At 63.0% G+C, this 23,798-nt stretch carries 18 protein-coding genes; 5 read left to right on the forward strand and 13 right to left on the reverse strand.

The window, feature by feature from the left end; all coding sequences use genetic code 11:
- Positions 1 to 124: 124 nt before the first annotated feature.
- The 11 genes from N1058_RS15550 to trhO all read right to left on the reverse strand — a co-directional run bounded on the left by N1058_RS15550 (position 125) and on the right by trhO (position 13,504).
- Positions 125 to 1,906, reverse strand: coding sequence for an SLC13 family permease (locus N1058_RS15550; protein ID WP_265518521.1), 1,782 nt, complete (start codon positions 1,904 to 1,906; stop codon positions 125 to 127).
- Between the two features lie 233 nt (positions 1,907 to 2,139).
- Positions 2,140 to 3,759 carry a TRAP transporter large permease gene (locus tag N1058_RS15555; RefSeq protein WP_265518522.1) on the reverse strand — a complete coding sequence of 540 codons (1,620 nt, stop codon included), beginning with the start codon at positions 3,757 to 3,759 and terminating at the stop codon, positions 2,140 to 2,142.
- A 5-nt stretch (positions 3,760 to 3,764) separates the two neighbouring features.
- Positions 3,765 to 4,460, reverse strand: coding sequence for a TRAP transporter small permease (locus tag N1058_RS15560; RefSeq protein WP_265518523.1), 696 nt, complete (start codon positions 4,458 to 4,460; stop codon positions 3,765 to 3,767).
- Between the two features lie 198 nt (positions 4,461 to 4,658).
- A complete protein-coding gene (locus tag N1058_RS15565; RefSeq protein ID WP_265518524.1) occupies positions 4,659 to 5,657 on the reverse strand; it encodes a DctP family TRAP transporter solute-binding subunit in 999 nt (332 codons plus the stop codon).
- Between the two features lie 181 nt (positions 5,658 to 5,838).
- Positions 5,839 to 7,185 carry a sigma-54-dependent transcriptional regulator gene (locus tag N1058_RS15570; RefSeq protein ID WP_265518525.1) on the reverse strand — a complete coding sequence of 449 codons (1,347 nt, stop codon included), beginning with the start codon at positions 7,183 to 7,185 and terminating at the stop codon, positions 5,839 to 5,841.
- Positions 7,182 to 8,942, reverse strand: a complete 1,761-nt coding sequence (locus N1058_RS15575) for a sensor histidine kinase (RefSeq protein ID WP_265518526.1) — start codon at positions 8,940 to 8,942, stop codon at positions 7,182 to 7,184. Before N1058_RS15575 ends, N1058_RS15570 begins: the two co-directional genes overlap by 4 nt.
- A gap of 82 nt (positions 8,943 to 9,024) precedes the next feature.
- Positions 9,025 to 10,110 (reverse strand): molybdenum ABC transporter ATP-binding protein, encoded by a 1,086-nt coding sequence (gene modC, locus N1058_RS15580; RefSeq protein WP_265518527.1) that lies wholly within the window; start codon positions 10,108 to 10,110, stop codon positions 9,025 to 9,027.
- Positions 10,107 to 10,790: a molybdate ABC transporter permease subunit gene (gene modB / locus N1058_RS15585; RefSeq protein WP_265518528.1), complete on the reverse strand. Its 684-nt coding sequence runs from the start codon at positions 10,788 to 10,790 to the stop codon at positions 10,107 to 10,109. The genes modC and modB overlap by 4 nt, the downstream gene beginning before the upstream one ends.
- Positions 10,787 to 11,551, reverse strand: a complete 765-nt coding sequence (gene modA / locus N1058_RS15590) for a molybdate ABC transporter substrate-binding protein (protein ID WP_265518529.1) — start codon at positions 11,549 to 11,551, stop codon at positions 10,787 to 10,789. The genes modB and modA overlap by 4 nt, the downstream gene beginning before the upstream one ends.
- Positions 11,552 to 11,754: 203 nt before the next feature.
- Positions 11,755 to 12,453, reverse strand: coding sequence for a tellurite resistance TerB family protein (locus N1058_RS15595; RefSeq protein ID WP_265518530.1), 699 nt, complete (start codon positions 12,451 to 12,453; stop codon positions 11,755 to 11,757).
- 118 nt (positions 12,454 to 12,571) lie between these two features.
- Positions 12,572 to 13,504 carry an oxygen-dependent tRNA uridine(34) hydroxylase TrhO gene (trhO, locus tag N1058_RS15600; RefSeq protein WP_265518532.1) on the reverse strand — a complete coding sequence of 311 codons (933 nt, stop codon included), beginning with the start codon at positions 13,502 to 13,504 and terminating at the stop codon, positions 12,572 to 12,574.
- 145 nt (positions 13,505 to 13,649) lie between these two features.
- Between trhO and N1058_RS15605 the strand changes: the two genes are divergently transcribed.
- Together N1058_RS15605 and N1058_RS15610 are read left to right on the forward strand one after the other, a co-directional pair.
- Complete coding sequence (locus N1058_RS15605) at positions 13,650 to 14,561, forward strand: N-acetylmuramidase domain-containing protein (RefSeq protein ID WP_265518533.1); 912 nt, start codon at positions 13,650 to 13,652, stop codon at positions 14,559 to 14,561.
- 88 nt (positions 14,562 to 14,649) lie between these two features.
- Entirely contained in the window at positions 14,650 to 15,291 is a 642-nt protein-coding gene (locus N1058_RS15610) for a 2-dehydro-3-deoxy-phosphogluconate aldolase (RefSeq protein ID WP_265518534.1), read from the forward strand.
- 59 nt (positions 15,292 to 15,350) lie between these two features.
- On the opposite strand, the gene mepK is transcribed toward N1058_RS15610, so the two are convergent.
- Positions 15,351 to 17,153: a peptidoglycan L,D-endopeptidase MepK gene (gene mepK, locus N1058_RS15615; RefSeq protein ID WP_476739414.1), complete on the reverse strand. Its 1,803-nt coding sequence runs from the start codon at positions 17,151 to 17,153 to the stop codon at positions 15,351 to 15,353.
- A gap of 250 nt (positions 17,154 to 17,403) precedes the next feature.
- Positions 17,404 to 18,915 carry a sigma-54-dependent transcriptional regulator gene (locus tag N1058_RS15620; protein WP_265518536.1) on the reverse strand — a complete coding sequence of 504 codons (1,512 nt, stop codon included), beginning with the start codon at positions 18,913 to 18,915 and terminating at the stop codon, positions 17,404 to 17,406.
- A 159-nt stretch (positions 18,916 to 19,074) separates the two neighbouring features.
- Here N1058_RS15620 and N1058_RS15625 point away from each other — a divergent pair, with 159 nt between their 5' ends.
- The 3 genes from N1058_RS15625 (at position 19,075) to N1058_RS15635 (ending at position 23,764) form a co-directional block, all read left to right on the forward strand.
- Positions 19,075 to 20,964: a M3 family oligoendopeptidase gene (locus N1058_RS15625; RefSeq protein WP_265518537.1), complete on the forward strand. Its 1,890-nt coding sequence runs from the start codon at positions 19,075 to 19,077 to the stop codon at positions 20,962 to 20,964.
- A gap of 62 nt (positions 20,965 to 21,026) precedes the next feature.
- Entirely contained in the window at positions 21,027 to 22,193 is a 1,167-nt protein-coding gene (locus N1058_RS15630; protein WP_265518538.1) for an aminodeoxychorismate synthase component I, read from the forward strand.
- Between the two features lie 125 nt (positions 22,194 to 22,318).
- A complete protein-coding gene (locus N1058_RS15635; RefSeq protein ID WP_265518539.1) occupies positions 22,319 to 23,764 on the forward strand; it encodes a homospermidine synthase in 1,446 nt (481 codons plus the stop codon).
- The last annotated feature ends 34 nt before the right edge of the window (positions 23,765 to 23,798 follow it).

The raw sequence follows: 23,798 nt of genomic DNA on the forward strand, positions 1-23,798 counted from the left end.
GGAGACATTGCCACCGATCACCACCGCCGCTCTCCCGCGGCGCAGGCCGCGCGCGGCTCCAAACGCACGCCCGTCTGATCGGCCGCCGAACGCGTCAGAATAAACGGGCGGTGAGAGAAGTGGGCTAGAGGAGCGGGAAGAACCAGCTGATCGCGAGCACGCTGGCCGCACCTACGACGATGTTCATGGGCACGCCCACCTTAAGGAAGTCGGCGAAGCGGTAGTCGCCGGCGCCATAGACGAGCGTATTGGTCTGGTAGCCTATGGGCGTCGCGAAGCTTGCGCTCGCGCCGAACATCACCGCCACCACGAAGGGGCGCGGATCGACGCCCAGTTGGCCCGCCAGCCCGATGACGAGCGGCGTAAGCAGCACGGCGATCGCGTTGTTCGTCACGAGTTCCGTGAGCACCGAGGTGAGTATGTAGACGGCGAACAGCGCCACCAGCGGCGGCATCTCCGTAAGCCACGGCGCTGTAACCGCGACCAACAACTCGATGCTGCCGGCATTCTGCAGGCCGATACCCACCACGAGCATTGCAAAGATCAGCACGAGGATGGAACCCTCGACCGAATCCCAGGCCTCGTCGGCGTCGATGCATCGCAGCACCAGGATGCCCGCCACGGCCATCAGGGCGAGCGTGCCGATATCCCCGACATTCCAGGCCGCAAGCAGGACTACTGCGACAAGAGCCAGCACGGCGATCGGCGCCTTGCGCCGGCGAAAAGCACGGCCGCTCGGCCGCGATACGGAGACAAGATCGGCTTCCTCCGCCAGCGCATCGAAGCTGGCCGAAGGTCCCTCGAGCAGCAGCTTGTCCGCCGGTCGCAGCCGCACATTGTCGAGATCTGGCCCCGGAATGTGACGGTGCCGGTGGGCGCCCAGCACGCGCACTCCGAAACGGCGACCCAGCGTGAGATCGGCGATGCGTTGGCCGACGCTTGACTTGTGCGGGGCAACGATCACCTCGACCACCACGGTCTCGCCCCTGCCCTCCGGCCCGCGGCGCAATCCCACGCGCAGTTCCGGCTCGTCGTTGAGGGTCAGGAGCTCCGACGTCGTCGACATGAAGAGGAGGGCATCGCCCTTCTCCAGCACCCGCTCATCGTATCCGCTGCGCAGCAATTCGCCGCCGGTGCGTGCGCCGATGATCCTGAGGCCGGGGCGATGGAATTCCGTGATCTCGCGGAGCGGCAGGCGTGTGAACTTGCCTTCCTTGCGGATAGTAACCTCGGACAGGAACTCCGTCTCGCCCTCGCGGGTCTCCTCCCCCGCGGCCCCCCGGTCGGGCAGCAGGCGCCGGCCGATCAGGAGCATTGTCACCAACCCTGTGGCTGCCGCGATGGCTCCCACCGGCGTGATTTCGAAGATCGAGAAGGGCTCGAGCCCGTTCTGCCGCGCCACGCCATCGACCAGCAGGTTGGTGGACGTGCCGATAAGCGTCAGCGTTCCGCCAAGGATGGAGGCATAGGACAGCGGGATGAGAAAGCGCGTCGGCGCGACTTCCAGCACCCCTGCCAGCCTGATGACGATGGGTATGAGAATCAGCACCACCGGGGTGTTGTTCATGAAGGCGGAGGCGACGATCGTGGCGGCAATGAAAATGGCACCGGCAATAAGTGGCCGGTTTTCCGCGCGCCCGATGATGGCCTCCGCAACCGCCTCCAGCACGCCTGTCCGTATGAGCGCGCCGGACAGGATGAACATGGCGGCAATCGTGATGGGCGCGGGATTGGAGAAAACATCCATCGCCTCTGCCGGCGCCACCAGGCCGAGCAGCATGAAGAGCGCCGCTCCCCCTACGGCCGTCACCTCTGGCGGATAAATCTCCAGGATGAAGACGACCAGCATCAGCGCCAGGACCAGCAAGCCGACCTGGGCCTCGTATCCGCTGATAAGATTTTCCATGAAGGGAACCCCAGCACTGAAGCTGCGCCACGACTGTTGCGCCAGCCAGCCTAAATGGCGACCGGCATCAAAGGTTCCGCAATCCCGCAAACGAGCGGGGCGGCACTGAGGCCGCCCCTTCGAACCGTGCTTGGGAGGAGGAAAGCCGATCCGACGGCTACAGAATCCTCCCAAATGCTTAAAGATTGGTTAACGAACCCTTAACATTTCGAACTATTCGGCGGGTCCCATCACTACCTGGACATGATCTCCGGTCCCATCAGGCTGTAAGGTAGCCAGGTGGAAAGGATCGGCATGTAGGTCACCAGGATCAGGAACGCGAAGAGTACGGCCACGAAAGGCAGCGCCGCCTTCACCACCTGTATCAGACTCATGCCGGTTATCCCCGACGTGACGAACAGGTTGAGCCCGATTGGCGGGGTAATCATGCCGATCTCCATGTTCACCACCATGATGATGCCAAGGTGCACCGGATCGACGCCGAGTTCCATGGCGATGGGGAAGACCACCGGCGCAACGATGAGCAGCAAGCCCGAAGGCTCCATGAACTGGCCACCGAGCAGAAGCAGCAGGTTGATCGCGATCAGGAACGTGAACCAGTTGAAGCCCGCACCTATCATCAGGTCGGTAATGGTTTGGGGAATGCGCTCCGATGTCAGCACATGGGCAAACAGCAGCGCATTGACGATGATGAACATCAGCATCACGGTCGTGCGCGCCGCATCTACCATCACCTTGCGCGTATCGTCGTTGAAGAAGGCGCGGAAGAAGTTCCGCCCCATCAGCGAGAGGTTGCGTCGCCAGATCGGCAGGCTCGCAATCAGATACCCTGGAATGTTCAACGGATTGGACTCGCGGTCCCGCCATAGCGCGTAGGCCACCATGATCGCGAGCGACAGCGCCACGCCCAGCAAGGTGCGGCCGCGCAATGTCACACCCGGTAAATCGGCTGCGGCGAAGAATGTCAGGATCATCCAGACGAAGAAGAAGGCGACGGCGTAGACACTGGCCGAAAAACCGACCCGGGCGCGTTTGGGATCGTCCTGACGCAGCCATTTCTCGCCCTTCATTGGCCCCATGTCGCGGTAGACGAACAGAGCCACGGCAAAGGCATAGACGGCCGCCACGGATGCCGCTTCCGTCGGTGTGAATACACCACCATAGATGCCGCCGAGGATGATGATGATGAGAAAGAGGCCCCATCCCGCTTCCTTGCCGCCTTCCAGGATTTCGCCGAAGCCCTTCCATTCCTCCGCCGGCAGGTTCTTGACGCGCGCCATCACATAGATGGCGATCATCAGCATCAGGCCGGCCACGATGCCCGGTATCACACCGGCCAGGAACATGCGTCCGACAGATACGTCGGTCGCCGCTGCATAGACAACCATCACGATGGACGGCGGGATGAGAATGCCGAGCGTGCCGGCATTGGCGATGATGCCGGCTGAAAACTCCTTGGTGTAGCCCACTTGCCGCATGCCGGCGATGGCGATCGTGCCGATGGCCACCACGGTCGCCGGCGACGAGCCGGAGAGTGCTGCGAACATCATGCAGGCAAGGACCGACGCCATGGCCAAGCCGCCTTTGAAGTGCCCGACGGAAGCAATGGCGAAGCGGATGATGCGCCGCGCCACCCCGCCCGTCGACATGAACGCGGAAGCCAGAACGAAAAACGGAATGGCCAGCAGTGTGTAGTTCTGGGAGGCCGTAAACAGTTGCAGCGCCACCGACGAAACGGAATCGTTGGAGAAGAACGTGATGATGATGAGCGACGACAAGCCCAGCGATACGGCCACCGGCACACCGAGAAATAGCAGCGACAGGACCAGAACGAAGAGAATGAGCGATTCCATCCAGGCTACTCCTTCAGCGCGTCGCGGTTTTCGCTCACAAGGTCTTCAGCCTCGTGGCCCGCAATGATGAGTTCCCGCTCGCCCCGGTAGATGGCGATGACACCTTGAAGTGCTCTGAAGGCCAAAAGAGCCAGACCCACGGGCAGCATCAGGTAGGCCACCCAGCGCTGCACCCGGTCCTGCAGCCCGAAATTCTCCTGCATCCACATGGGGTAGCGCAGGTCGTCGAGCCCAGTGCCTCGGTCGAACATGAAGGTCCAATAGCCGATCGCGCCGGTCTGGCGCCAATTGGTGGAAACATCGGCGCCCAGCCAGGCAAGCCAGCCTGCGTACAGCAGTAAGAAGGCATAGAGGAAGGTGCAGAGCGCGGCGAAGATGGCGGCGATGCGGAAGGCCGGCTTCGGCATCAGCCGCACGAAGGCGTCGACCCCGAGATGGATGCCGTTCTTCACGCCGTAGCTCATGCCGAAGAGGATCAGCCAGGCAAAGGCGATGCGCGTAAACTCGAGCGCGCCTTGCCAGCCGCTGTTGAACCCGTAGCGCGCGATCACCTGGGTGAAGGATACGAAGGTGATGGCGGCGAGAAGAAGTGAAAGAACGTTTTCTTCAAGGCGGCCGACGGCAGCCGGATAGCGTCTTTCGGCGAAGAAAAGTACGGTCACCAACGCAATCAGCGCCAGCGACGGCCAAAGCAGTTCCATGTCGATTGCCTCCCACGAGCGAAATAGCCGCGCCGTTCCCCGGATTGACCTGGCGCGTCATCTTCCGTGCCCGTGCGTCCGCCTGGACGCACGGCAATGCTGTTATTCGCTACCTGACGCACCGGGCGTTCCGGATATTAGTCCCGGTTTGCTCCGATGCGCCCGACGCACCCGCCGAAGCGGGTGCGCCTCTATCCGTCAGGAGCCGGTATTGGCCGCCGCCTGAATAAGGTCGGCGCCAATATCGCTCTCGAACTTCTCCCACACGGGCTTCATCGTGGAGAGCCATTCCTGGCGCTGCTCCGGCGACAGCTCGCGGATTTCGCCGCCCGCATCGAGGATGTTCTGGCGGCAGGCTGCTTCCTTGTTGGCAACGTCGGCATTGGCCTCGACCGTCACCTCGTTGACGATCGTCAGGAACTGGTCGCGCACCTCCGGCTCGAGGCCCTCAAGCCATTCCGTCGAGGTCACGAGCAGATAGGACAGGAGCTGATGGTTGGTTTCGGTTATGCCGTCCTGAACCTCGAAGAATTTCTGGGTGTAGATGTTGCACCAGGAGTTCTCCTGCCCGTCGACGACGCCCGTCTGCAGCGCGCTGTAGACCTCGTTGAAGGCCAGCTTCTGCGCGGAAGCCCCCATGGCCTCGATCATCGCCACAGCCACGTCCGACGTCTGCACGCGGAACTTCAGGCCGGCCGCATCGCTCGGCACGTTAAGGGGCTTGTTCGCCGAGAACTGCTTGAGGCCGGACATCCAGTAGCCGAGCCCCGTATAGCCCTCGTCCTCCATGACCGTGAGCAGTTCCTTGCCGTTGTCCGACTGGATGAAGGTGTTGACCGCATCAAGGGAAGGGAAAAGGAAAGGCAGGTCGAAAAGCCGGTATTTGAGGGTGTATGCCTCGAACTTCGCCAATGACGGCGCCGCCAGTTGCACATCGCCCAGCAGCAGCGCTTCCATCACCTTGTCGTCATCGTAAAGGGTGGAGTTCGGAAAAACCTCCATACAAGCGGTTCCGTTCATCTCCTCATTGATGCGATTGGCAAGGAGGACGGCCGCTTCTCCCTTGGGGTGTCCCTTTTCGGCCACCACATGGCTGAACTTGATGACCATCTCGCCATCATCGCAATTGGCGGAAGCTGCCGAAGTGCCGATTGCCAGCATTCCGGCGGCCGTGAGCATGAGTCCGAGTTTTTTCATGGTGTTTACTCCTCCACATTATTTTCTGCGAACGTCGCCCGCAGCAGCGGCGAAAGGAAGCGAGCTGCCGCCCTGTTGCAACAGCTTCGGGCCGGACGGCAGCGCTTTTTTCCGCCGCCCTCGGAAAAATGGGTGGATGTGGTAACATTCATCTTCCCGCGCTGTACCCCAATAGTAACAGCTATCCCGCAGAGCGGAAGCTGGACCGATCCATTCCGTGCTTCTGCATCTTTTCGTAGAGCGTCTTGCGGCTGATGCGCAGCGCCTCGTAGGTCGGCTTCAGCCGCCCGCCATTCGCTTCCAGCTCGGCCGCGATCACCTGGCGCTCGAACGCCATGACGCGTTCGGAAAGCCCGCCGGCATCGGCCGTCATCATGGCTTCATCCTGTCCGTCCAGCCCCAGCACGAAGCGCTCGGCCGCATTGCGCAATTCGCGGACATTGCCGGGCCATTCCCTCATCGCCAACTTCATCAGCAGCGCCGGCCCCGGCTTGCGCGCCTCGACGCGATAACGCGCCGCCGCATCCTGGGACAACAGGGCAAAGAGTGCGGCGATGTCGTCGCGGCGGCGGGCCAGGGGCGGCATGTGTAGCGTCATGACGTTGAGCCGGTACAGAAGATCGCCGCGAAAAGCCCCGTTTGCAGCGGCGCTTTCCAGATCGACCTTGGAGGCGGCGATGAAACGGGCGTTGAGGGGGATGGCGTCGTGCGAGCCGAGCCGCGTCACGGTGCGGTCCTGGACGACGCGAAGGAGCTTGGCCTGCACGTCGAGCGGCATCGCATCGATCTCATCAAGGAACACCGTGCCGTTGCGCGCGTGCTCGAATTTGCCGAAGCGCGCCCGTGTCGCGCCCGAGAAGGCGCCGACCTCATAGCCGAATAGCTCCTGGTCGATCATGCCCGTCGGCAGCGCGGCGCAATTGATCGTGACGAAGGGCCTGTCTCCGTCGCCGCTGAGGTCATGGATGGCGCGCGCGGCAATTTCCTTGCCGGTGCCGGTATCGCCGATGATCAACACGTCCGACGGTGTCTGCGCGACCGCGCGGATCCGGTTCCGCAATTCGATCATGACCGGCGTGCGGCCGGCAAGACGGGCTTCGAGATTGTCCCAGCGGCTGGCCACCTTGTCGCGCAGCCTACGGTTTTCCAGCGTGAGCTGCCGCTTTTCCACCGCGCGCACGATGGAATCCACGAAGCGTTCGGTGGCGAAAGGCTTTTCGATGAAATCATAGGCTCCGGCGCGCATCGCATCCACGGCAAGATCGATGTCCCCATGGCCCGTAACCAGGATGACGGGAAGGTCCGGATCGATCTCCAGCGCCTTGCGCATCAACTCCATGCCGTCGGAGCCCGGCATGCGGATATCCGTCACCAGAACGCCGGCGAAATTGCGCGAAAGGGCGGGCAGCGCTTCCGCCGCCGAGGCCGCGGTGCGCACCGGCACATCGGCAAGTTCCAGGAGCTGGGTTGCAGCGCGCCTGATGTCGGCATCGTCGTCGACGAAAAGAACTTCGAAACCCTCGGTCATTGAGCCGCCTCGCTGGCCTCAAGCGCGCTTTCGAGCTCGACCGTAAATACGGCGCCCTCGCCATGATTGGCGGCTGTCAGCCGGCCGCCGAAATCCTTGATGATGTTGTAGGAGATCGACAATCCCATACCCATGCCCTTGCCTACCTCCTTCGTCGTAAAGAAGGGGTCGAACATACTGGCCAGCGCCTCTGGCGCAATGCCGGAGCCGTGGTCGCGCACGGCCACCAGCGTGCGGTCGCCCTGACGGCGCACCGACACCTCGATGATGGGATCGGAAACGCCCTCCATCGCGTCGAGCGCATTGGAGAACAGGTTCACGAAGACCTGCTGCAGGCGCACCGGCCCGCCGCGCACGCGGACATCGCCCTCCGCCATGTCGAGTTCGACCCGTGCGCCCGCCTCGCGCAGCCGGGCGCCCAGCACGGCCATCGCATCCTCGATGACCTTCGTAATCGAGGCATTGCCGAAGGTCGGGTTGGGCTTGCGGGCGAAGTTTCTGAGGTGGCGGGATATGTCGGCCATCCGGTCGGTCAGTTCCGATATGCGGCGGATATTGTCGCGCGCCTCCTCGCCGCGGCCCCGCTCAAGGTATTTGAGCGCGTTGTCGGCATAGGATTTGGTTGCCGCCAAAGGTTGATTGAACTCGTGCGACAGTGAGACCGACATCTGGCCGAGTGCCGCCAGCTTGCCCGTCTGCACCAGCTCCGACTGTGTTCGGCGCAACTGCTCCTCCGCCTGCCGGCGCTCGTGCACCTCCCGTTTCAGCGTCTTGTTGGACTGGCTGAGCGCCCGTGTGCGGTCGCGTACGACCCGTTCGAGCCGCAACGATACGGCCCGGTCGCGCCGCCCCCTCAGCGTCACGACATACTGACGGTTGATCAACGCCTGGACACCGAGACTGGCAAGCAGCACCAGTCCGCCCGCGATCGCGCCCCAAAGGAGTCGGGCGATGTCTGCCGAAGCCGTACTGGAAAGGACGTGCAGTTCCCAATCCAGCAATGGCAGGAACCGGCTCGCATCGAGATGGGCCCGCCATCCCTCGCTTGTCTCGTAAAGGAGCTTGTCGCCATCCGCCTGCATGATCTCCGGCTCCGGGCGCAGCCGCCACTTGGAGCGGTTGGAAAGGAAGATGTTTCCGTTCTCTGCGACCACATAGATCGGGTTGGCCGAAAGCGACCATGTCGCCTCGAGCCGGTCCAGGCTGACAAAGACGGCAACGATGGCCACCACGGCCGTGTCCGGCCCGCGGATCCCGCTTGTGAAGACATAGGCGCGCTGGCCGTGCGCGAAGGTGAAGGCCTCGCGGCCGAGCTGCCCGAACTTCGCCGCGCGCACGAGTTGCGACGATGGGTCGAGCCGGCTGTCGTCGAACAGGCTGAGGCCGGAGGCGATGGGCTCGCCATCGGTCGTGAAGAACACCACGTCGAGCGCGCTCGACAGCCCGGCCGCCTGCACGCCGATCCTCCATACGGCCTGCCTGTCGACCTGTTGGCCCGGTTCAGAAAAGAGCGCCCGCACATCGCCGCGCCGGCTCAGCGTTCCAGCCAGCAGCCGGTGCTTGTCGAGCATGCCCGAAAGCGCTTCGGCCTGCACGGCAAGTGTCTCGCGGGCCGAGGCGCGCAGATTGGCCTCCATCGCGCCGCCGGCATAGGAGGCGGTGAAATAGGCTGCGGCGCAGACCACGCCCAAGGTCGCGATCAGGTTCAGGAAGCCGTATCGGCGATACCTGCGCGCCAGAGCTCCTCCGCTTGGCATCTCAGTCCCCATCTTCTTGTTTTGAGCCCGTTATATCACGCGTCATGCCCGCAGGAAGGGCGGAGCCGATTAGAGGCGGCGGCTACTGCCCGGATCGCATCCGCTCCACCGACACCGCCCTGACCAGCGCCACGATCTCCTGCCCTGGCGACAATCTCAGCAAGCGCGCCGAGCGGCTGGTGACACGCGCGAAGATCGTCTGCCCCTCGAAATCCATCGCAACATCGGTAACAGGCCCCCGGCTCTCCACTCGGGTGATCCGGCATGGAAGCTGGTTGCGTATGGACAATTCTTCATGGCAACGGGTGGCAAGCGCCACCTCGGAGGCATCGATGCGCAGCCGCACGCGGTTTCCGGGGCGCATATCCGCGCCCGGCAGCTCCATGACCGAAGAGCCGACGGCCACCTCGACCGTTTCGCCATCCTCGTGGAAAGCAGCTACCCTGCCATCGATCAGCGCCACGGGTGCATCGTTGGCGCGGGCATAGGACGCCCCGGCGCCACCGAGGACATCAGCCGGCGTGCCGGTCTGGACGACCCGGCCGTCCTCGATCACCACCACGTGGTCAGCAAGGCGCATCACTTCCTCCGGCTCGTGGCTGACATAGATGACGGGTATGCGCGCCTCGCCGGCAACCGCTTCGAGATAGGGAAGGATCTCGCCGCGCCGCTGGCGGTCGAGCGAAGACAAGGGCTCGTCCATCAGCAGGATTTCCGGCTCGGCCAGAAGCGCCCGCCCGATCGCCACCCGCTGTCGCTCGCCGCCCGACAGGGTTTCGGGAAAGCGGTCGAGCAGCGTTTCGAGGCCAAGAAGCGCAACAATTTCCTCAAACCGCCGCGTCGCCCGCCGCCGGCCCGCCCACCGCGCATAGGTGAGATTGCGCTGGACGGACAAATGCGGGAACAGCCGGCCGTCCTGGAAGACGAATCCGACATTGCGCGACTGGGGAGAAAGATCAATGCCGCGTTTCGTGTCCAGAAACACCCGCCCGCCCGCAGCGATGCGCCCCACTCCCGGCCGGATCGTCCCGGCGATCATCTTTAGGATCGTCGTCTTGCCTGCGCCGGAGCGTCCGAACAAGGCGGTCACACCCGGTCCGGCTCCAAATGCCGCGCGGATTGCGAACCGGCCGGCGCTGCCCGTGACGTCGACTTCGAGCTGATTCATGGGCTAGCCCTGCCCTTGAGCCGCCGCGCCACCCACTCCGAGGCCAGCACGGCGGCGAGCGCGATGAGCACCGAGGCCAGGATCAGTCGCAGCGCGGCCGCGTCCCCGGCTGGTGTCTGCAGCAGCGAATAAATCGCCAGCGAAAGTGTCTGCGTCTCGCCGGGAATGTTGGAAACGAAGGTGATGGTCGCGCCGAACTCGCCCAACGCCTTGGCGAAGCCAAGTGTCGCGCCCGCCATCACACCCGGCAGCGACAGAGGCAGCGTGACCGTGGCGAATATCATGAGGCGCGATGCCCCCAGCGTAGCGCTCGCCTCTTCCAGCCCCCGGTCGACAGCTTCCAGCGACAGCCGTATCGGACGAACCAGAAGCGGAAATGCCATGAGGCCCGCGGCCAGCGCCGCACCGGTCCACCGGAATGCAAAGCTGAAACCAAAGGCCGCGTCGAGCACCCGACCTATCGGCCCGCGCGAGCCGAACAGGACGAGCAGCCCGTATCCCGTCACCACCGGCGGCAGAACCAGGGGAAGGGTAACCAATGCCTGGAGGAGGCTCTTCCCCGGAAATTCCCTGCGCGCCAGCAGCCACGCCGCAAGAAACGCCACTGGCAATGCGAACAGGATGGCGGTCAGCGCCACCTTCGCGGACAGCAGGATAATCGAGGTTTCCACCTCACTCATTGCCGCCGGTCCTCCGGAACCGGCGCAAAGCCGTAACGGGCGAAGATCGCCCGACCTTCAGCCCCCGAAAGAAAGTCCAGGAAGTTTTCGGCGGCAGCCGTGCCCTTTCTCGTCGCGGCCGCCGGGTAGACGATCGGCGGGTGGCTGTCCCCAGGGAACGTATAGACGCGCACCAGATCGTCGCTTGTGGCCTTCTGGTCCGACCCGTAGACGATCGCCGCGGTCACTTCGCCCCGGCGCGCAAATTCCAGCGCGACCCGGACATTTTCGGCGAACACAGCGCCATCCCTCAGCCTCTCCCACAATCCCAGGCTTTCCAGGGCAGCCTTTGCATACATGCCGGCCGGCACATGGCCGGGGTCGCCCATGGCAAAACGGCCCCGCCCCAGAAGCACACGCGGATCAGCTATCTTCGGCATGGGACCCGCCGCTGCAATCACCAGGTCATTGCCGGCAATGTCCCGCCGGCTGGGCCCGCGCAGGAGGCCCGCACCTTCGAGCCGGTTCATCCAATCCTGGTTGGCCGAGATGAAGATATCGGCCGGCGCACCCGCTTCTATCTGGCGAGCCAGCACTGAACTCGACGCGAAGGAGACGATGACTTCCGCATCGATCGTCCGCCCGAACGCTTCAACGGCAGCGTCTATCGCCTCTTTCATGCTGGCGGCGGCGAAGACGACAATCTTGTCCGCCGCGAGGCTGGCAGACGCAGTGGCCAGCACGAATGACGTTGCCAAGACGACGGCGAGCAGCTTCCTCATCACATCCTCCATAGGCCATGCGGCGCGACCGGGCCTTGCAGACCCGAGGCCGGATGTCGGCGGGTACGAAACCGGGTGTGATGGTAGCCAGCAGCTGCATCCGCGCACCGGACGCAGCGCCGGCCTTGGCGCAAGGGCGGCCGATCACCGCCGCCCGTTGTTGCCACAATAGGTTGCCATTGCGGAAGGAAGCAAGTGGCTCGTCAATTCACGGTATCAGCGACAGTCGCCTCGATGTGGTCGACCAGCGCATCGGGCAGCTTCAGCCTGCCGGCCAGCATATCGAGATACCCGCGCTCGGCCCGGCTTTTCGGATCGATGGTGAGACGCGATGCGGTATAGAGCTCGATCTTCTGGGCATCGGTCTCGGCCGCATCCACCAGGGCGTCGAGGTCGACGGGTTTTTCAAGCTCCTCGACGAGGAACGCCTCGGCTTCCTCGCCGATCCCGGACAGGCGCAGGCGGTCGGCGATCTTCTTGCGTTCTGCTTCATCGATATGGCCATCGGCCCGCGCCGCCGCGACCATGGCGCGCACCAGCGTAAACGCGAATTCCTGCTCCCCCTGGGGCGCCTGGGCCGGATCGAAAGTCGTACCGGCGGGCGGCGGTAGCAGATCGCCGTCTTCGACGGTCGCCGCCTCTGGCTTCTTGCCACTCTGGTAATTCTGATAGGCCTTGTAGGCGAGGCCGGCAACAGCAGCCATGCCGCCCAGCTTCACCGCGTTCTTGGTAAGTTTACGCCCTGTCCCGGTGCCGAGCAGCACCGCCACGATCGCTCCCGTGGCCAACGGATTGTCCTTGGCAAGCTGCGTCACCTGTCCAGCCTTGTCCCGTACGGTACTCTCCGTCCCCGGAACATTGCTGCCCAGAAAATCGTCAAGCAGCTTTCTTGGATCGATCATGGCGTTCTCCTCGTGAAACTCGGTTCCCCGCGCCCCCTTTTTACGCGATCTCAGGTAGGCGGTGCCGGCGGAAAATACAATGCGGCATTGTACGAAGAACCCGAAGGATCGCAGCTTTTCAGCCCTGGCCGATGGGAAAGGCGCGTCCGCGCTGGCGCGCCAGTTCCACCTGCCGCTGCCTTTCGGCATAGCGCGCGCGTTCCGCCTTGCTCTTGCCGTCATGACAATGGGGGCAGGAAATGCCTTCCCTGAAATGCTCGGACTGCCGCTCCTCGGGCGTCAGCGGATGTCGGCATGCGCGGCACAGCGTGGCGCTTCCTTCCACGAGCCCGTGGCCCACCGACACGCGCTCGTCAAAGACGAAGCACTCGCCTTCCCAGAGGCTGTCGTGGGAGGGCACTTCCTCCAGATATTTCAGAATGCCGCCCTTGAGATGAAACACGTCGTCAAGCCCCCGCATGCGCAGATATGCCGTTGCCTTCTCACAGCGAATGCCGCCGGTGCAGAACATCGCCACCTTACGGTCCTTGAGCCTTTCGAGATTTTCATCCACCCAGCGGGGAAATTCGGTAAAGCTCTGCGTCGACGGATCGATGGCGTCACGAAAGGAGCCGATGGCCGTCTCATAGGCGTTGCGCGTATCGATGACGACCGTGTCGGGCTGCGAGACGAGCGCGTTCCACTCCCTTGGATCGACATAGGTGCCGGCCTGCGCCGCCGGATCCACGCCTTCCACGCCCATGGTCACGATCTCCTTCTTCAGCCGCACCTTCATGCGGTGAAAAGGCATATGCGAGGCATGGCTGTACTTGAAATCCGGAACGCCCAGCCCCGGAATGGCCGTGAGATGAGCGACGAGTTCGACTATTGCATCGGCACTGCCCGCCACCGTGCCGTTTATACCTTCATGCGCCAGGAGCAGCGTCCCGCGAATGCCGAACCTGCGGCAAAGCGCGATCAACGGCTCCCGCTGCGCCTCGAAATCATCGAAGCGCGCAAAGCGGTAAAGCGCCAGCACGGTGATCGGCTCGTTTGCTTCAGTTTGCTGCATAGGCGCGTCCTACGCCGCGATCGGGGCAAAGGCAAGATGCAGAGTCGGGCCCTTTTCCTGCCGCAAAATAATTTTTGCACCTGATTTATCCACGCTGGCCGGTCCTGGGGGACAATGCTCTGCAACGCAATGGAGACAGCGCCCGATGATATCCGCAGACACCGCCAGAACGATCGCCGAAGCCGCTGTCGAGGCAGGCTTCGAACCCGCCGCCCTACTGGCCCTGGTCGAGGTCGAGAGCGCCGGACGCACGCACGTGCTCGTCGATGGCCGGAAGGAACCGTTGATACGGTTCGAGGCCCATTACTTCGACCGTCGCCTGGAAGACGAGACGAGGCAGCGGGCGCGAGACGAAGGGTTGGCATCGCCACGGGCCGGCGCGGTACGCAACCCGCCCAGCCAGGCCGCCCGCTGGGCACTCCTGGAACGGGCCTGCCGGATCGACCGCAACGCCGCCTATGAATCCGTCTCATGGGGCATCGGCCAGGTCATGGGCGCCCACTGGTCGCGGCTCGGCTACGAAAACGTGGAAGCCCTGGTGGCCGCAGCGCGCAGCGGCGTGGAGGGGCAATTGCGCCTTACCCTGCGCTATATTGCCATGGCCGGTCTGGCCAATGCCCTGAAGGAGAAAGATTGGCAGGCTTTTGCACGCGGCTATAATGGACTCGGCTACGCCCGCAACGGCTACCACCTGAAACTGTCCCTGGCCTATCGACGTCACGCGCGCGGCCCTGTCGGGACACCGGAAATGCAGCCGAGGCAGAAGCCAGCCAGAACCGGGGTTTTGCGCACCGGGGACACCGGTGCCCAGGTCAGGCATGTCCAGACCTTACTCTGCGCGCTAGGCTATCCGGTCCCTGTCGACGGCGTGTTTGGACCTCGCACCCGCGCGGCCATCCTGCGCTTCCAGCGATCGGAAGGTCTGCGTCAAGATGGTATAGTCGGCGCTGAAACGCTCGCAGCCATGGAACAGGACCTGCCGCTGGCCCAAGCCGGCCATCGGTTCCGCAAGGTGTTCATGGCCTTCTGGCGTCGCGTCGGACGCTTGATCCTGTAGCGCACCGGTCAAATCCAACCGCCCAGGACATTTGTACTTTGCCGCTGAATCGGTTTAAGGAAACGCGAAGCCATCGCAGGAGCCAGTCATGATTAAGAAGACGGAACGACTTGTGGAAATTCTGTCGGGCCAGCCCGTCATTCCCGTTCTCAAGATCGACCGGCTCGCCGATGCCGTGCCCTTGGCCCGGGCGCTCGCGAAGGGCGGGCTGCCGGCAGTGGAAATCACTCTGCGCACTCCCGACGCGCTGGACGCCATCCGGCTCGTCGCCGACGAAGTCCCCGAGGCGATCGTCGGCGCCGGCACCATTCTGTCGGCCAGGGACTATGCAAGCGCAGTAAGTGCCGGCGCGCAGTTCATCGTCTCGCCCGGCACCACCCAGGAGCTTCTGGATGCGGCCGGCCAGTCGGAAATCCCCTTTCTCCCCGGCGCCATCACCCCCAGCGAGATCATGGCAGTCCGCGAGGAAGGCTATCGGGTATTGAAGTTCTTCCCGGCGGAACAGGCAGGCGGCGCGTCTTTCCTGAAATCGCTCTCCTCGCCCATCGCCGACATCCGTTTCTGCCCGACGGGCGGCATCTCCCCGAAGAACGCGAATGACTACCTTTCCCTGCCCAACGTCTTGTGCGTTGGCGGCTCCTGGGTCGCGCCTGACGATGCATTGCAGGCAGGCGATTGGGATCGCGTCGAGAAGCTCGCGCGCGAGGCCTCCCTATTGCATAAGGGTTGACCGGATCAGGCGGAGTAGAAGGCTGATCGTTTGAAGCGCCGAGCATTGCCGGCGCTTTTTTATCGCGCCGCGAACTTCGCGACCGACAGGAAGGTCACGGCCTTGCCGGTGAAGCGCCGCGCGTCAGCAATCATCCCGTCTTGCTGGAAACCGTCCGTATAGACTGCGCTGGGCGCCTTGGCGATCTGCGGCGTAAAGGACGGTGCTTTGGTCCGATGTGTCTTGTTGATCACCGAATCACGGCTGAGCACCAGTTGTCCTCCACTGGAATGTACCGGCATCACCAAAGGCTTCGGCTCCGGACGTGCATCGTCTGGACCGGGCTTCGCGCTCTTGGGCGTCGTTCTTGCGCTCTCGGCAATTGCCCGAACAGCAGTGCCCTTTGACGTATCCTGAAGCATGGCAAGACGGGGCGAAGCCGAAATCGGGCTGGCGCTCTTTTCCAGAGCGTCCTGCGTGGGTGCGGATGAAGCCATGGGCATGGCGGTGGCTGCTTCGACCGCAGCCGCCTTTGCATCCGGCACGGCATCGGTAAGCGCCGCAACGACGTATTCGGTCGGAACAGTCGCGTCCGGCTCGGCCACCGCAGTCAGGGCTGGAGTCGCGTCATCGCGCGGAGTCTGGTCGTTCGAGGCAAGAAGTTCGGCAATCGCATCCGCCGGGCCAGCCCCTTCGGGCCGCCGCGTCGGCGTGACGAAAGCAGTAGTCGTCGGAAGATCATCTTCCTCATCCGCCTTCACCGACGCCACCTGCACTGCCGGTGTCGCGTAGTCCGGCCTCGGCGAGGGCACGGGAACCCGCTTGGTAAACTGGAACGGAATCTCGTCCGGGGCAGGTGCTTCGGCGACAACAGCCTCTGCCTGCAACTGCTCGGCGTCCGGGGTCCCGGGCTGGGCTTGCTGCGCAGGAGGCGGAGCAACGGAAGCGACCGCAAGTTCGGTGCCTACGCCGATGTCGGGACGCGGTGCCGCGCGTGGCAGCGGCAGGGCACGGGCGGGCAAAGCCGCCAGGATCGTCGCCGGTGTCTCAGGCTCAGGCGCGGGCTGAGCGGCCTGCGCCGGCGCGCGTGCCGCTGGCGGAGCAGCCGCGACCTGCGTGACGGATTCGGCCGTATCCTCTTCCTCGTCGGCGCCGCCGCCAAACAGCGCGGCAAGCAGCCCGCGGCCACGGGGGCGGGTGCTTTCATCGGCGATCTGGACAGTTCCGCCGTTGCGTTTGCGGGCCTCATAGGAAGCCAATGCCTGCTGATAGCCGGGCAGCGGCTTTCCGTCCGTCGGCACATGCAGCGTCTTTCCGTCGGGGAAGACGGCGGCTAGCTCCTTGCGGCTCATGCGGGGCCAGTGACGCACATTGCCAACATCCAGGTGAATGAAGGGGGAGCCCGAACGCGGATAATAGCCGACTCCGCCTGCTTGCAGTTTAAGCCCGGCATTGCGCAGGCTCGAAAGCTTTACGCCCGGAATGTAGAAATCGATAGCCTTGCCGAGCATATGCTGGCTTTTCTTGGCCACACCATTGGAGCGGCTCCGCAGCATCGCATTGGTCTGCGGCGACCGGTAGGCAGAGACCACATTGATATAGTCGCGAGCGCCGGTAGCCTGATAGACCTCCCAGAGCACATCGAGCAGGCGCGGGTCCATCTTGGTCGGCTCGTTGCGCCGCCAGTCCCGCAGGAAACGGTTGATTTCGTTGAGACCGCTCTGGATATAGCGCCCGTTGCGCTTGTACGTGATTTCCGCCCGCTCTTTCGTATGAATGAAATACAGCTTGAGCGTCCGCGTTTCCGCGCTGGCTGGAGCGGCGGCAAGGATGAATGCAATGGCTATAAGAAACCCGGCTGCCACGTTCCTGGAGCCGAACAGTGCCTTGCGCCATCCATGATGTCGAACGTCGTTGTTTTTCAACTCGTGGCCTTGTCGGCTGGAACTGTCCCCGAAGCGATTGTCTGGAGGCTCTCCTGCCCCCGAAACACCCTAAGTCTCTATCCTAATGGTTAATCGAGCCTTATCGAAGTAGCAATGCCCTTAGACAATGGCGATAAAGTGACGGGCTTGAAGTGCATTAAGGCTCGGTAAATAAACGCTTAAAAGCACCATGGAGAAGGTTGGAGGCTCAGCCCTGGCGCGAGCGCTCGTCGCCCGGCTCGATGCCCATTTCCTTGAGTTTGCGATAAAGTGTGGAGCGGCCGATGCCGAGTCGGCGCGCCACTTCGCTCATCTGGCCGTTATAATGGTCGATGGCGAACCGTATGATCTGATGTTCCAGCGCTTCCAGCTTCTGCACCTGCCCCCGTTCGTCGAGGATACGCAAGAGACCGGCATGCAGCGGCTGCCGCTCTACCTGAGCATTCTGTGCTTGATCCGCCAAGGCGAACACCCGGTCCTGCACGACCGGCCGCTCGTCCGGAACATCTTCGAGCACGTCTTCATCGATCCCGTGCACCTGCGCTCGGATCTGAGGAAAATCCACCGCCGTCAGCGCCTCGGCCTCGCAAAGCACCATCGCGCGGAACACGGCGTTTTCGAGCTGGCGGATATTGCCCGGCCAGTCATAGCTACTAAGCATCTCCAGGGCATCCGCCGAAATGCCCCTGATCTTCCGGCCATGCGTCGAATCGGCAAAGCGTCCAATGAAGTGCTGAACCAGGATCGGCACGTCTTCCTTACGGTCGCGAAGCGGCGGCACCATGATCGGGAAAACATTGAGGCGGTAATAGAGATCCTCCCTGAACCGTCCCTCCTTGACCCGCTGAAGCAGATCGTGATTGGTCGCTGAAATCAGCCTTATATCGACCTTGACGGTTCCGCGCCCGCCCACCGGATCGACCTCGCCCTCCTGGATGGCGCGCAGCAGCTTGACCTGGACATCGAGCGGCAGATCGCCGATCTCGTCGAGGAACAGCGTTCCCGTGCTTGCCTCGACGAACTTGCCCGTGTGTTTTTCCGTTGCGCCGGTAAACGCGCCCTTCTCATGGCCGAAAAGGATGCTTTCCACGAGATTGTCGGGTATCGCGCCGCAATTCACTGTTACGAACGGCTTGCCGCGCCGTACGCTCTCGCCGCGAATGGCCTGCGCGATCAGTTCCTTCCCGACTCCCGATTCGCCCTCTATGAGAATGGGAATATCGGTTGCCGCCGCCTTCTGGCAGAGCCGGAGAACCCGTGCCATGGCCTCGCTGCCGGTGACGATGTCGCGCAGGGAGAAGCCGCTGCCGCGCCGCGCCGGCTTCTTGCGCGCCGCGCCACCCAATTCCTGTACCTTCAGGGCGTCGCGCAAGGCCCTGCCAATGCGTTCCGGCGAGGCCGGTTTGACGACGAAATCGAACGCGCCCGCCCGCATCGCCTCAACCGCGGTGTCGATGCCGCCCTTGGCCGTCTGAACGATGACAGGCACGTCGAAATTGCGTTCCCGCAAGCGCTCCAGCACTTCGATGCCGCCCATGCCGGGCATGACGAGGTCGAGTATGACGGCGCGCAGACCATCTGCCCCGCGCTGTTCGACCAAGTCCATCGCCGCCGCCCCGCTCTCTGCCAACTGGGTGGACATGCCAAGCCGCCCTACCACGGCCTCCAGAAGGCGGCGCTGCACAGGATCGTCGTCGACTATCAATACCGCATCGGACATGTTTGCCACAGCTTCCTGAAAATCGCGCGAATGTACACGTGGGCGGACTGGAACAATATGGCACAGGCTTCTAAACAGGCATTCAAGAAACCCGGTGAACGAATCCTTCGCGCCTTGTGGCGCATTTGAACCGCAGCATTAAAACCTATGGAGCAATTTATGGCCTATCGCTCAGGCTCAGGCGCAAAGCTTCCCCATGCCCCGGCGGCACAAGGCGCGGACGGCACGAGGATAAGCGGCGCCCTCGGCGATCTGCCGGAGTGGAACCTGGCCGATCTGTACCCCGCCATCGATTGCGCGGAATTGACAGCCGATCTGAAGCGGGCGGAAGAAGACGCCATCGCATTTGAGAAGGCCTGGAAGGGGCAGTTGGAGGCAGAAGCCGCCAAAGGGGCGGCAGGCAGGCTTGGCCGGGCCGTGCGGGAGTTCGAGGTGCTGGATGAGCTCTTCGGCCGCATCGGCTCCTATGCCGGCCTCACCTATGCCGACGATACCTCCGACCCAAAGCGGGCGAAGTTCTATGGCGACGTGCAGGAAAAGCTCACCAATGCGAGCACCCATCTCCTGTTCTTCTCCCTGGAGCTCAACAAGATCGACGACGCACTGATTGAGAAGGCGCTCGCGGAGGATCCCGGCTTCGGCAACTATCGCCCCTGGATACTCGATCTGCGTAAGGAAAAACCGCACCAGCTCGACGACAGGAGCGAGCAATTGTTCCACGAGAGCTTCGTCATAGGGCGCGGTGCATGGAACCGCCTTTTCGACGAGACCATGACCAGCCTGCGCTTCGATGTGAATGGCGAGGAACTGTCCCTGGAGCCGACCTTGAACCTGCTTCAGGACGCCGACGGCAAAAAGCGGCGCCAGGCGGCCGAAGCCCTTGCCGAAACGCTGCGCGGCAACATGCGCGTCTTCACCCTGGTCACCAACACGCTGGCCAAGGAGAAGGAGATATCCGATCGCTGGCGCAGCTTCGCCGACGTCGCCGATTCACGCCATCTGGCGAACCGTGTAGAACGGGAAGTCGTGGACGCGCTGGCGCAGTCGGTGCACGAGGCCTATCCGCGCCTGTCGCACCGCTACTACGCCATGAAGGCGAAGTGGCTCGGCATGGAAAAACTCAACCATTGGGACCGCAACGCCCCGCTGCCGGATACACCCCAGACGGTCATCGCTTGGGAAGAGGCGCGCGAAATGGTGCTGTCCGCCTATCACTCATTCGCGCCGGAAATGGCTGAGATCGCAAGCCGCTTCTTCGACCGCCGCTGGATCGACGCCCCTGTGCGGCCGGGCAAGTCGCCGGGCGCCTTCGCCCATCCCACGGTGCCCTCGGTCCACCCTTACGTCCTGTTGAACTATATGGGCAAGCCGCGTGACGTGATGACGCTCGCCCACGAGCTCGGCCACGGCGTCCATCAGGTGCTCGCCGGCGAACAGGGCGCGCTCATGGCCTCGACGCCGCTGACGCTTGCCGAAACGGCTTCCGTGTTCGGCGAGATGCTCACCTTCCGCTCACTGCTCGACCGCACCGCCGACCGCCGCGAGCGCAAGGCCATGCTGGCCCAGAAGGTCGAGGACATGATCAATACGGTCGTGCGCCAGATCGCCTTTTACGAGTTCGAGCGCAAACTGCATCTGGAACGGCGCAAGGGCGAGCTGACATCCGATCGGCTGGGCGAATTGTGGCTCGAGGTCCAGAAGGAAAGCCTCGGGCCGGCGGTGGACCTGCGTGAGGGATACGAAACCTTCTGGGCTTACATTCCCCACTTCATCCATTCGCCCTTCTACGTGTATGCCTATGCGTTCGGCGACTGTCTGGTAAATTCGCTGTTCGCCGTCTACCAGCAGGCGGAGGAAGGCTTTCAGGAAAAATACTTCGAGATGCTGAAAGCCGGCGGAACGAAGCACCATTCCGACTTGCTCGCGCCCTTCGGCCTCGACGCCTCAGACCCGGCCTTCTGGAATAAGGGGCTTTCGGTTATCGAGGGGTTGATCGACGAGTTGGAGGAACTGGACGAGGCATCGACGTCCAGCGACACTGCGCTGTAGGACCGCAGCTTCCGGCGGAAACGAAGCACGAGTACTGACCAGGCTGGAGCCTCGAATTCACCTTGGCAACAACTGATACCCGTAGGAGAACCCACCTCGCCCGTGCCTTCTTTCGCAATGACCTGACGGGCCAACGACTGGGCTTTGCCGGGCCACGGGAACTCCTGCTGGCGCACCGTCCTCGCGAAGTCGCCGAAATGCTCGATGCCGCCGAGGCGCACCGTCTGGCGGGTAGGTGGTTGGCCGGCTACATTTCCTATGAGGCGGGCTACGCGCTCGATCTTTCGCTCGTTTCCCACATGCCTTTGGTACGGCGCGCACCGCTCGTCTGCTTGGGCGTATTCGACGCACCATCGGATGCGGGCGACGTACCGGTCTCGGATCAGGACCCCGACCTTTCCCAACCGGTTGCCCAATGGAGCCTCGACGACTACCGCACGCGCTTCGACGCCCTGCACCGTCATCTGGCGCTTGGCGACTGCTATCAGGGCAATCTCACCTTTCCGGTTCGCGCGAAATGGCGAGGCGAGCCTTTCGCGCTGTTCGAGCGGCTGACCGCCCGCCAGCCGGTGCGCTATGCCTCCTTCATCGACCTTGCCGGCCCGGTGGTCCTGTCGCGTTCGCCCGAGCTGTTCTTCGAAGTATCGGGCAACGGCTTCATCGAAACCATGCCGATGAAGGGTACCATGCCGCGCGGCACCACCGCCGAGGAAGATCAACGACTGAAGGAGCTTCTGCACTCCGACCCGAAGAACCTGGCCGAGAACCGGATGATCGTCGATCTCCTGCGCAACGACATCTCCCGCATCAGCGAAGTCGGTACGCTGGAGGTCCCCGAGCTATTCCGAATCGAGACCTATCCCACCGTTCACCAGATGGTCAGTCGCGTGCGCGCGCGCCTTGCCGAAGGAGCCACGCTGCGGGAGATTTTCGCGGCACTCTTTCCCTGCGGCTCGGTTACCGGCGCGCCCAAGATCAGCGCCATGAAAATACTGCGACGGCTGGAAGGCGGCGCGCGCGACGTCTATTGCGGCGCAATCGGCTGGGTCGCGCCGGACGGGCGCATGCGTTTCAACGTCGCCATCCGCACGATCGCGCTCCATGACGAGGGGGAGGCCGTGTTCAACGTGGGCGGCGGCGTGGTCTTCGATTCCACCGCCGAAGGCGAATATGAAGAAGCGCTCCTGAAGGCCCGCTTTGCGACGGGCGAGGTGCCGCGAACGCCATAGCGCCCGGCAGGCGACCTTTCCACCGCGTTAGGGCTGTTGGCCATTTTCGCTTTATTGTGACGTTGAACTGTGTTTTTCCAACGCGATCGCATGCTTCCCCCGGACATTGAGGAGAACCATCCCAAATGGCGAAAAACGACTGGCCCGTCCACGGCGAGATTTCCGGCCCCATCGTGATGATCGGCTTCGGCTCCATCGGACGAGGGACACTTCCTCTCCTCGAGCGTCATTTCAAATACGACAAGTCGCGCATGGTGGTGATCGACCCCAGCGACGAGCATCGCAATCTGCTCGACGAACGCGGCATCAAATTCGTCCAGGCCTATGTGACCAAGGAGAACTACAAGGAGTTGCTCACGCCGCTCCTGACCGAGGGCGAAGGCCAGGGCTTCTGCGTCAATCTTTCCGTCGACACCTCCTCACTCGACCTGATGAAGCTATGCCGCAAGCTGAAGGTTCTCTATATCGATACCGTCGTCGAACCGTGGCTCGGCTTCTATTTCAACAAGACCGCGGACAACGCCTCGCGCACCAATTATGCACTGCGCGAAACCGTGCGCCAGGAGAAGCGCAAGAACCCCGGCGGCACCACGGCGGTCTCCACCTGCGGTGCGAATCCGGGCATGGTCTCCTGGTTCGTCAAACAGGGTTTGGTGAACCTGGCCGGCGATCTGGGCGTCGACATCAAGGAACCAGGGTCGGAAGACCGCGAGGGCTGGGCGAAGCTGATGAAGAAGCTTGGCGTTAAGGGCATCCATATCGCCGAACGCGACACCCAACGCACCAAGAAGCCGAAGCCCATGAACGTCTTCTGGAATACTTGGTCCGTCGAGGGCTTCATATCGGAAGGGCTGCAACCGGCTGAACTCGGCTGGGGCACCCACGAGAACTGGAAGCCCAAGAATGCGCGCAAACAAAAAAAGGGATGCAAGGCTGCGATCTTCCTGGAGCAGCCGGGCGCAAACACCCGCGTGCGCACCTGGTGCCCGACACCGGGCCAGCAATACGGCTTTCTCGTCACCCACAATGAATCGATTTCGATCTCGGACTACTACACGGTCCGCGACAGGAAGGGTAAAGTCGCCTACCGCCCAACCTGCCACTATGCCTATCACCCCTGCAACGACGCAGTGCTTTCGCTTCATGAAATGTTCGGCGCCTCCGGCAAGGCCCAGCCCGTTCATCATGTGCTCGACGAGAACGAGCTTGTCGACGGCATCGACGAGTTGGGCGTGCTGATCTACGGCCACGAGAAGAACGCCTATTGGTTCGGCTCGCAGCTCTCGCTCGAAGAAACACGTGAGTTGGCCCCTTACCAGAACGCCACCGGCCTTCAGGTCACGTCAGCCGTTCTCGCCGGCATGGTCTGGGCACTCGAAAACCCCGAAGCCGGCATCGTTGAAGCCGACGAAATGGATTACCGACGCTGCCTGGAAGTACAGCTTCCCTATCTCGGTCCGGTGAAGGGCTACTATACCGACTGGACGCCGCTCGAAGGCCGCTCTGGGCTTTTCCCCGAAGACGTCGACGAAAAAGACCCATGGCAATTCCGCAACATTCTCGTGCGCTGATGCCCATCGGACATGTTTTGCTTGCATTCCCCAT

Origin of the sequence: Nitratireductor luteus, assembly GCF_026162365.1 — a bacterium.
Classification (GTDB): Bacteria; Pseudomonadota; Alphaproteobacteria; order Rhizobiales; family Rhizobiaceae; genus Chelativorans; species Chelativorans luteus.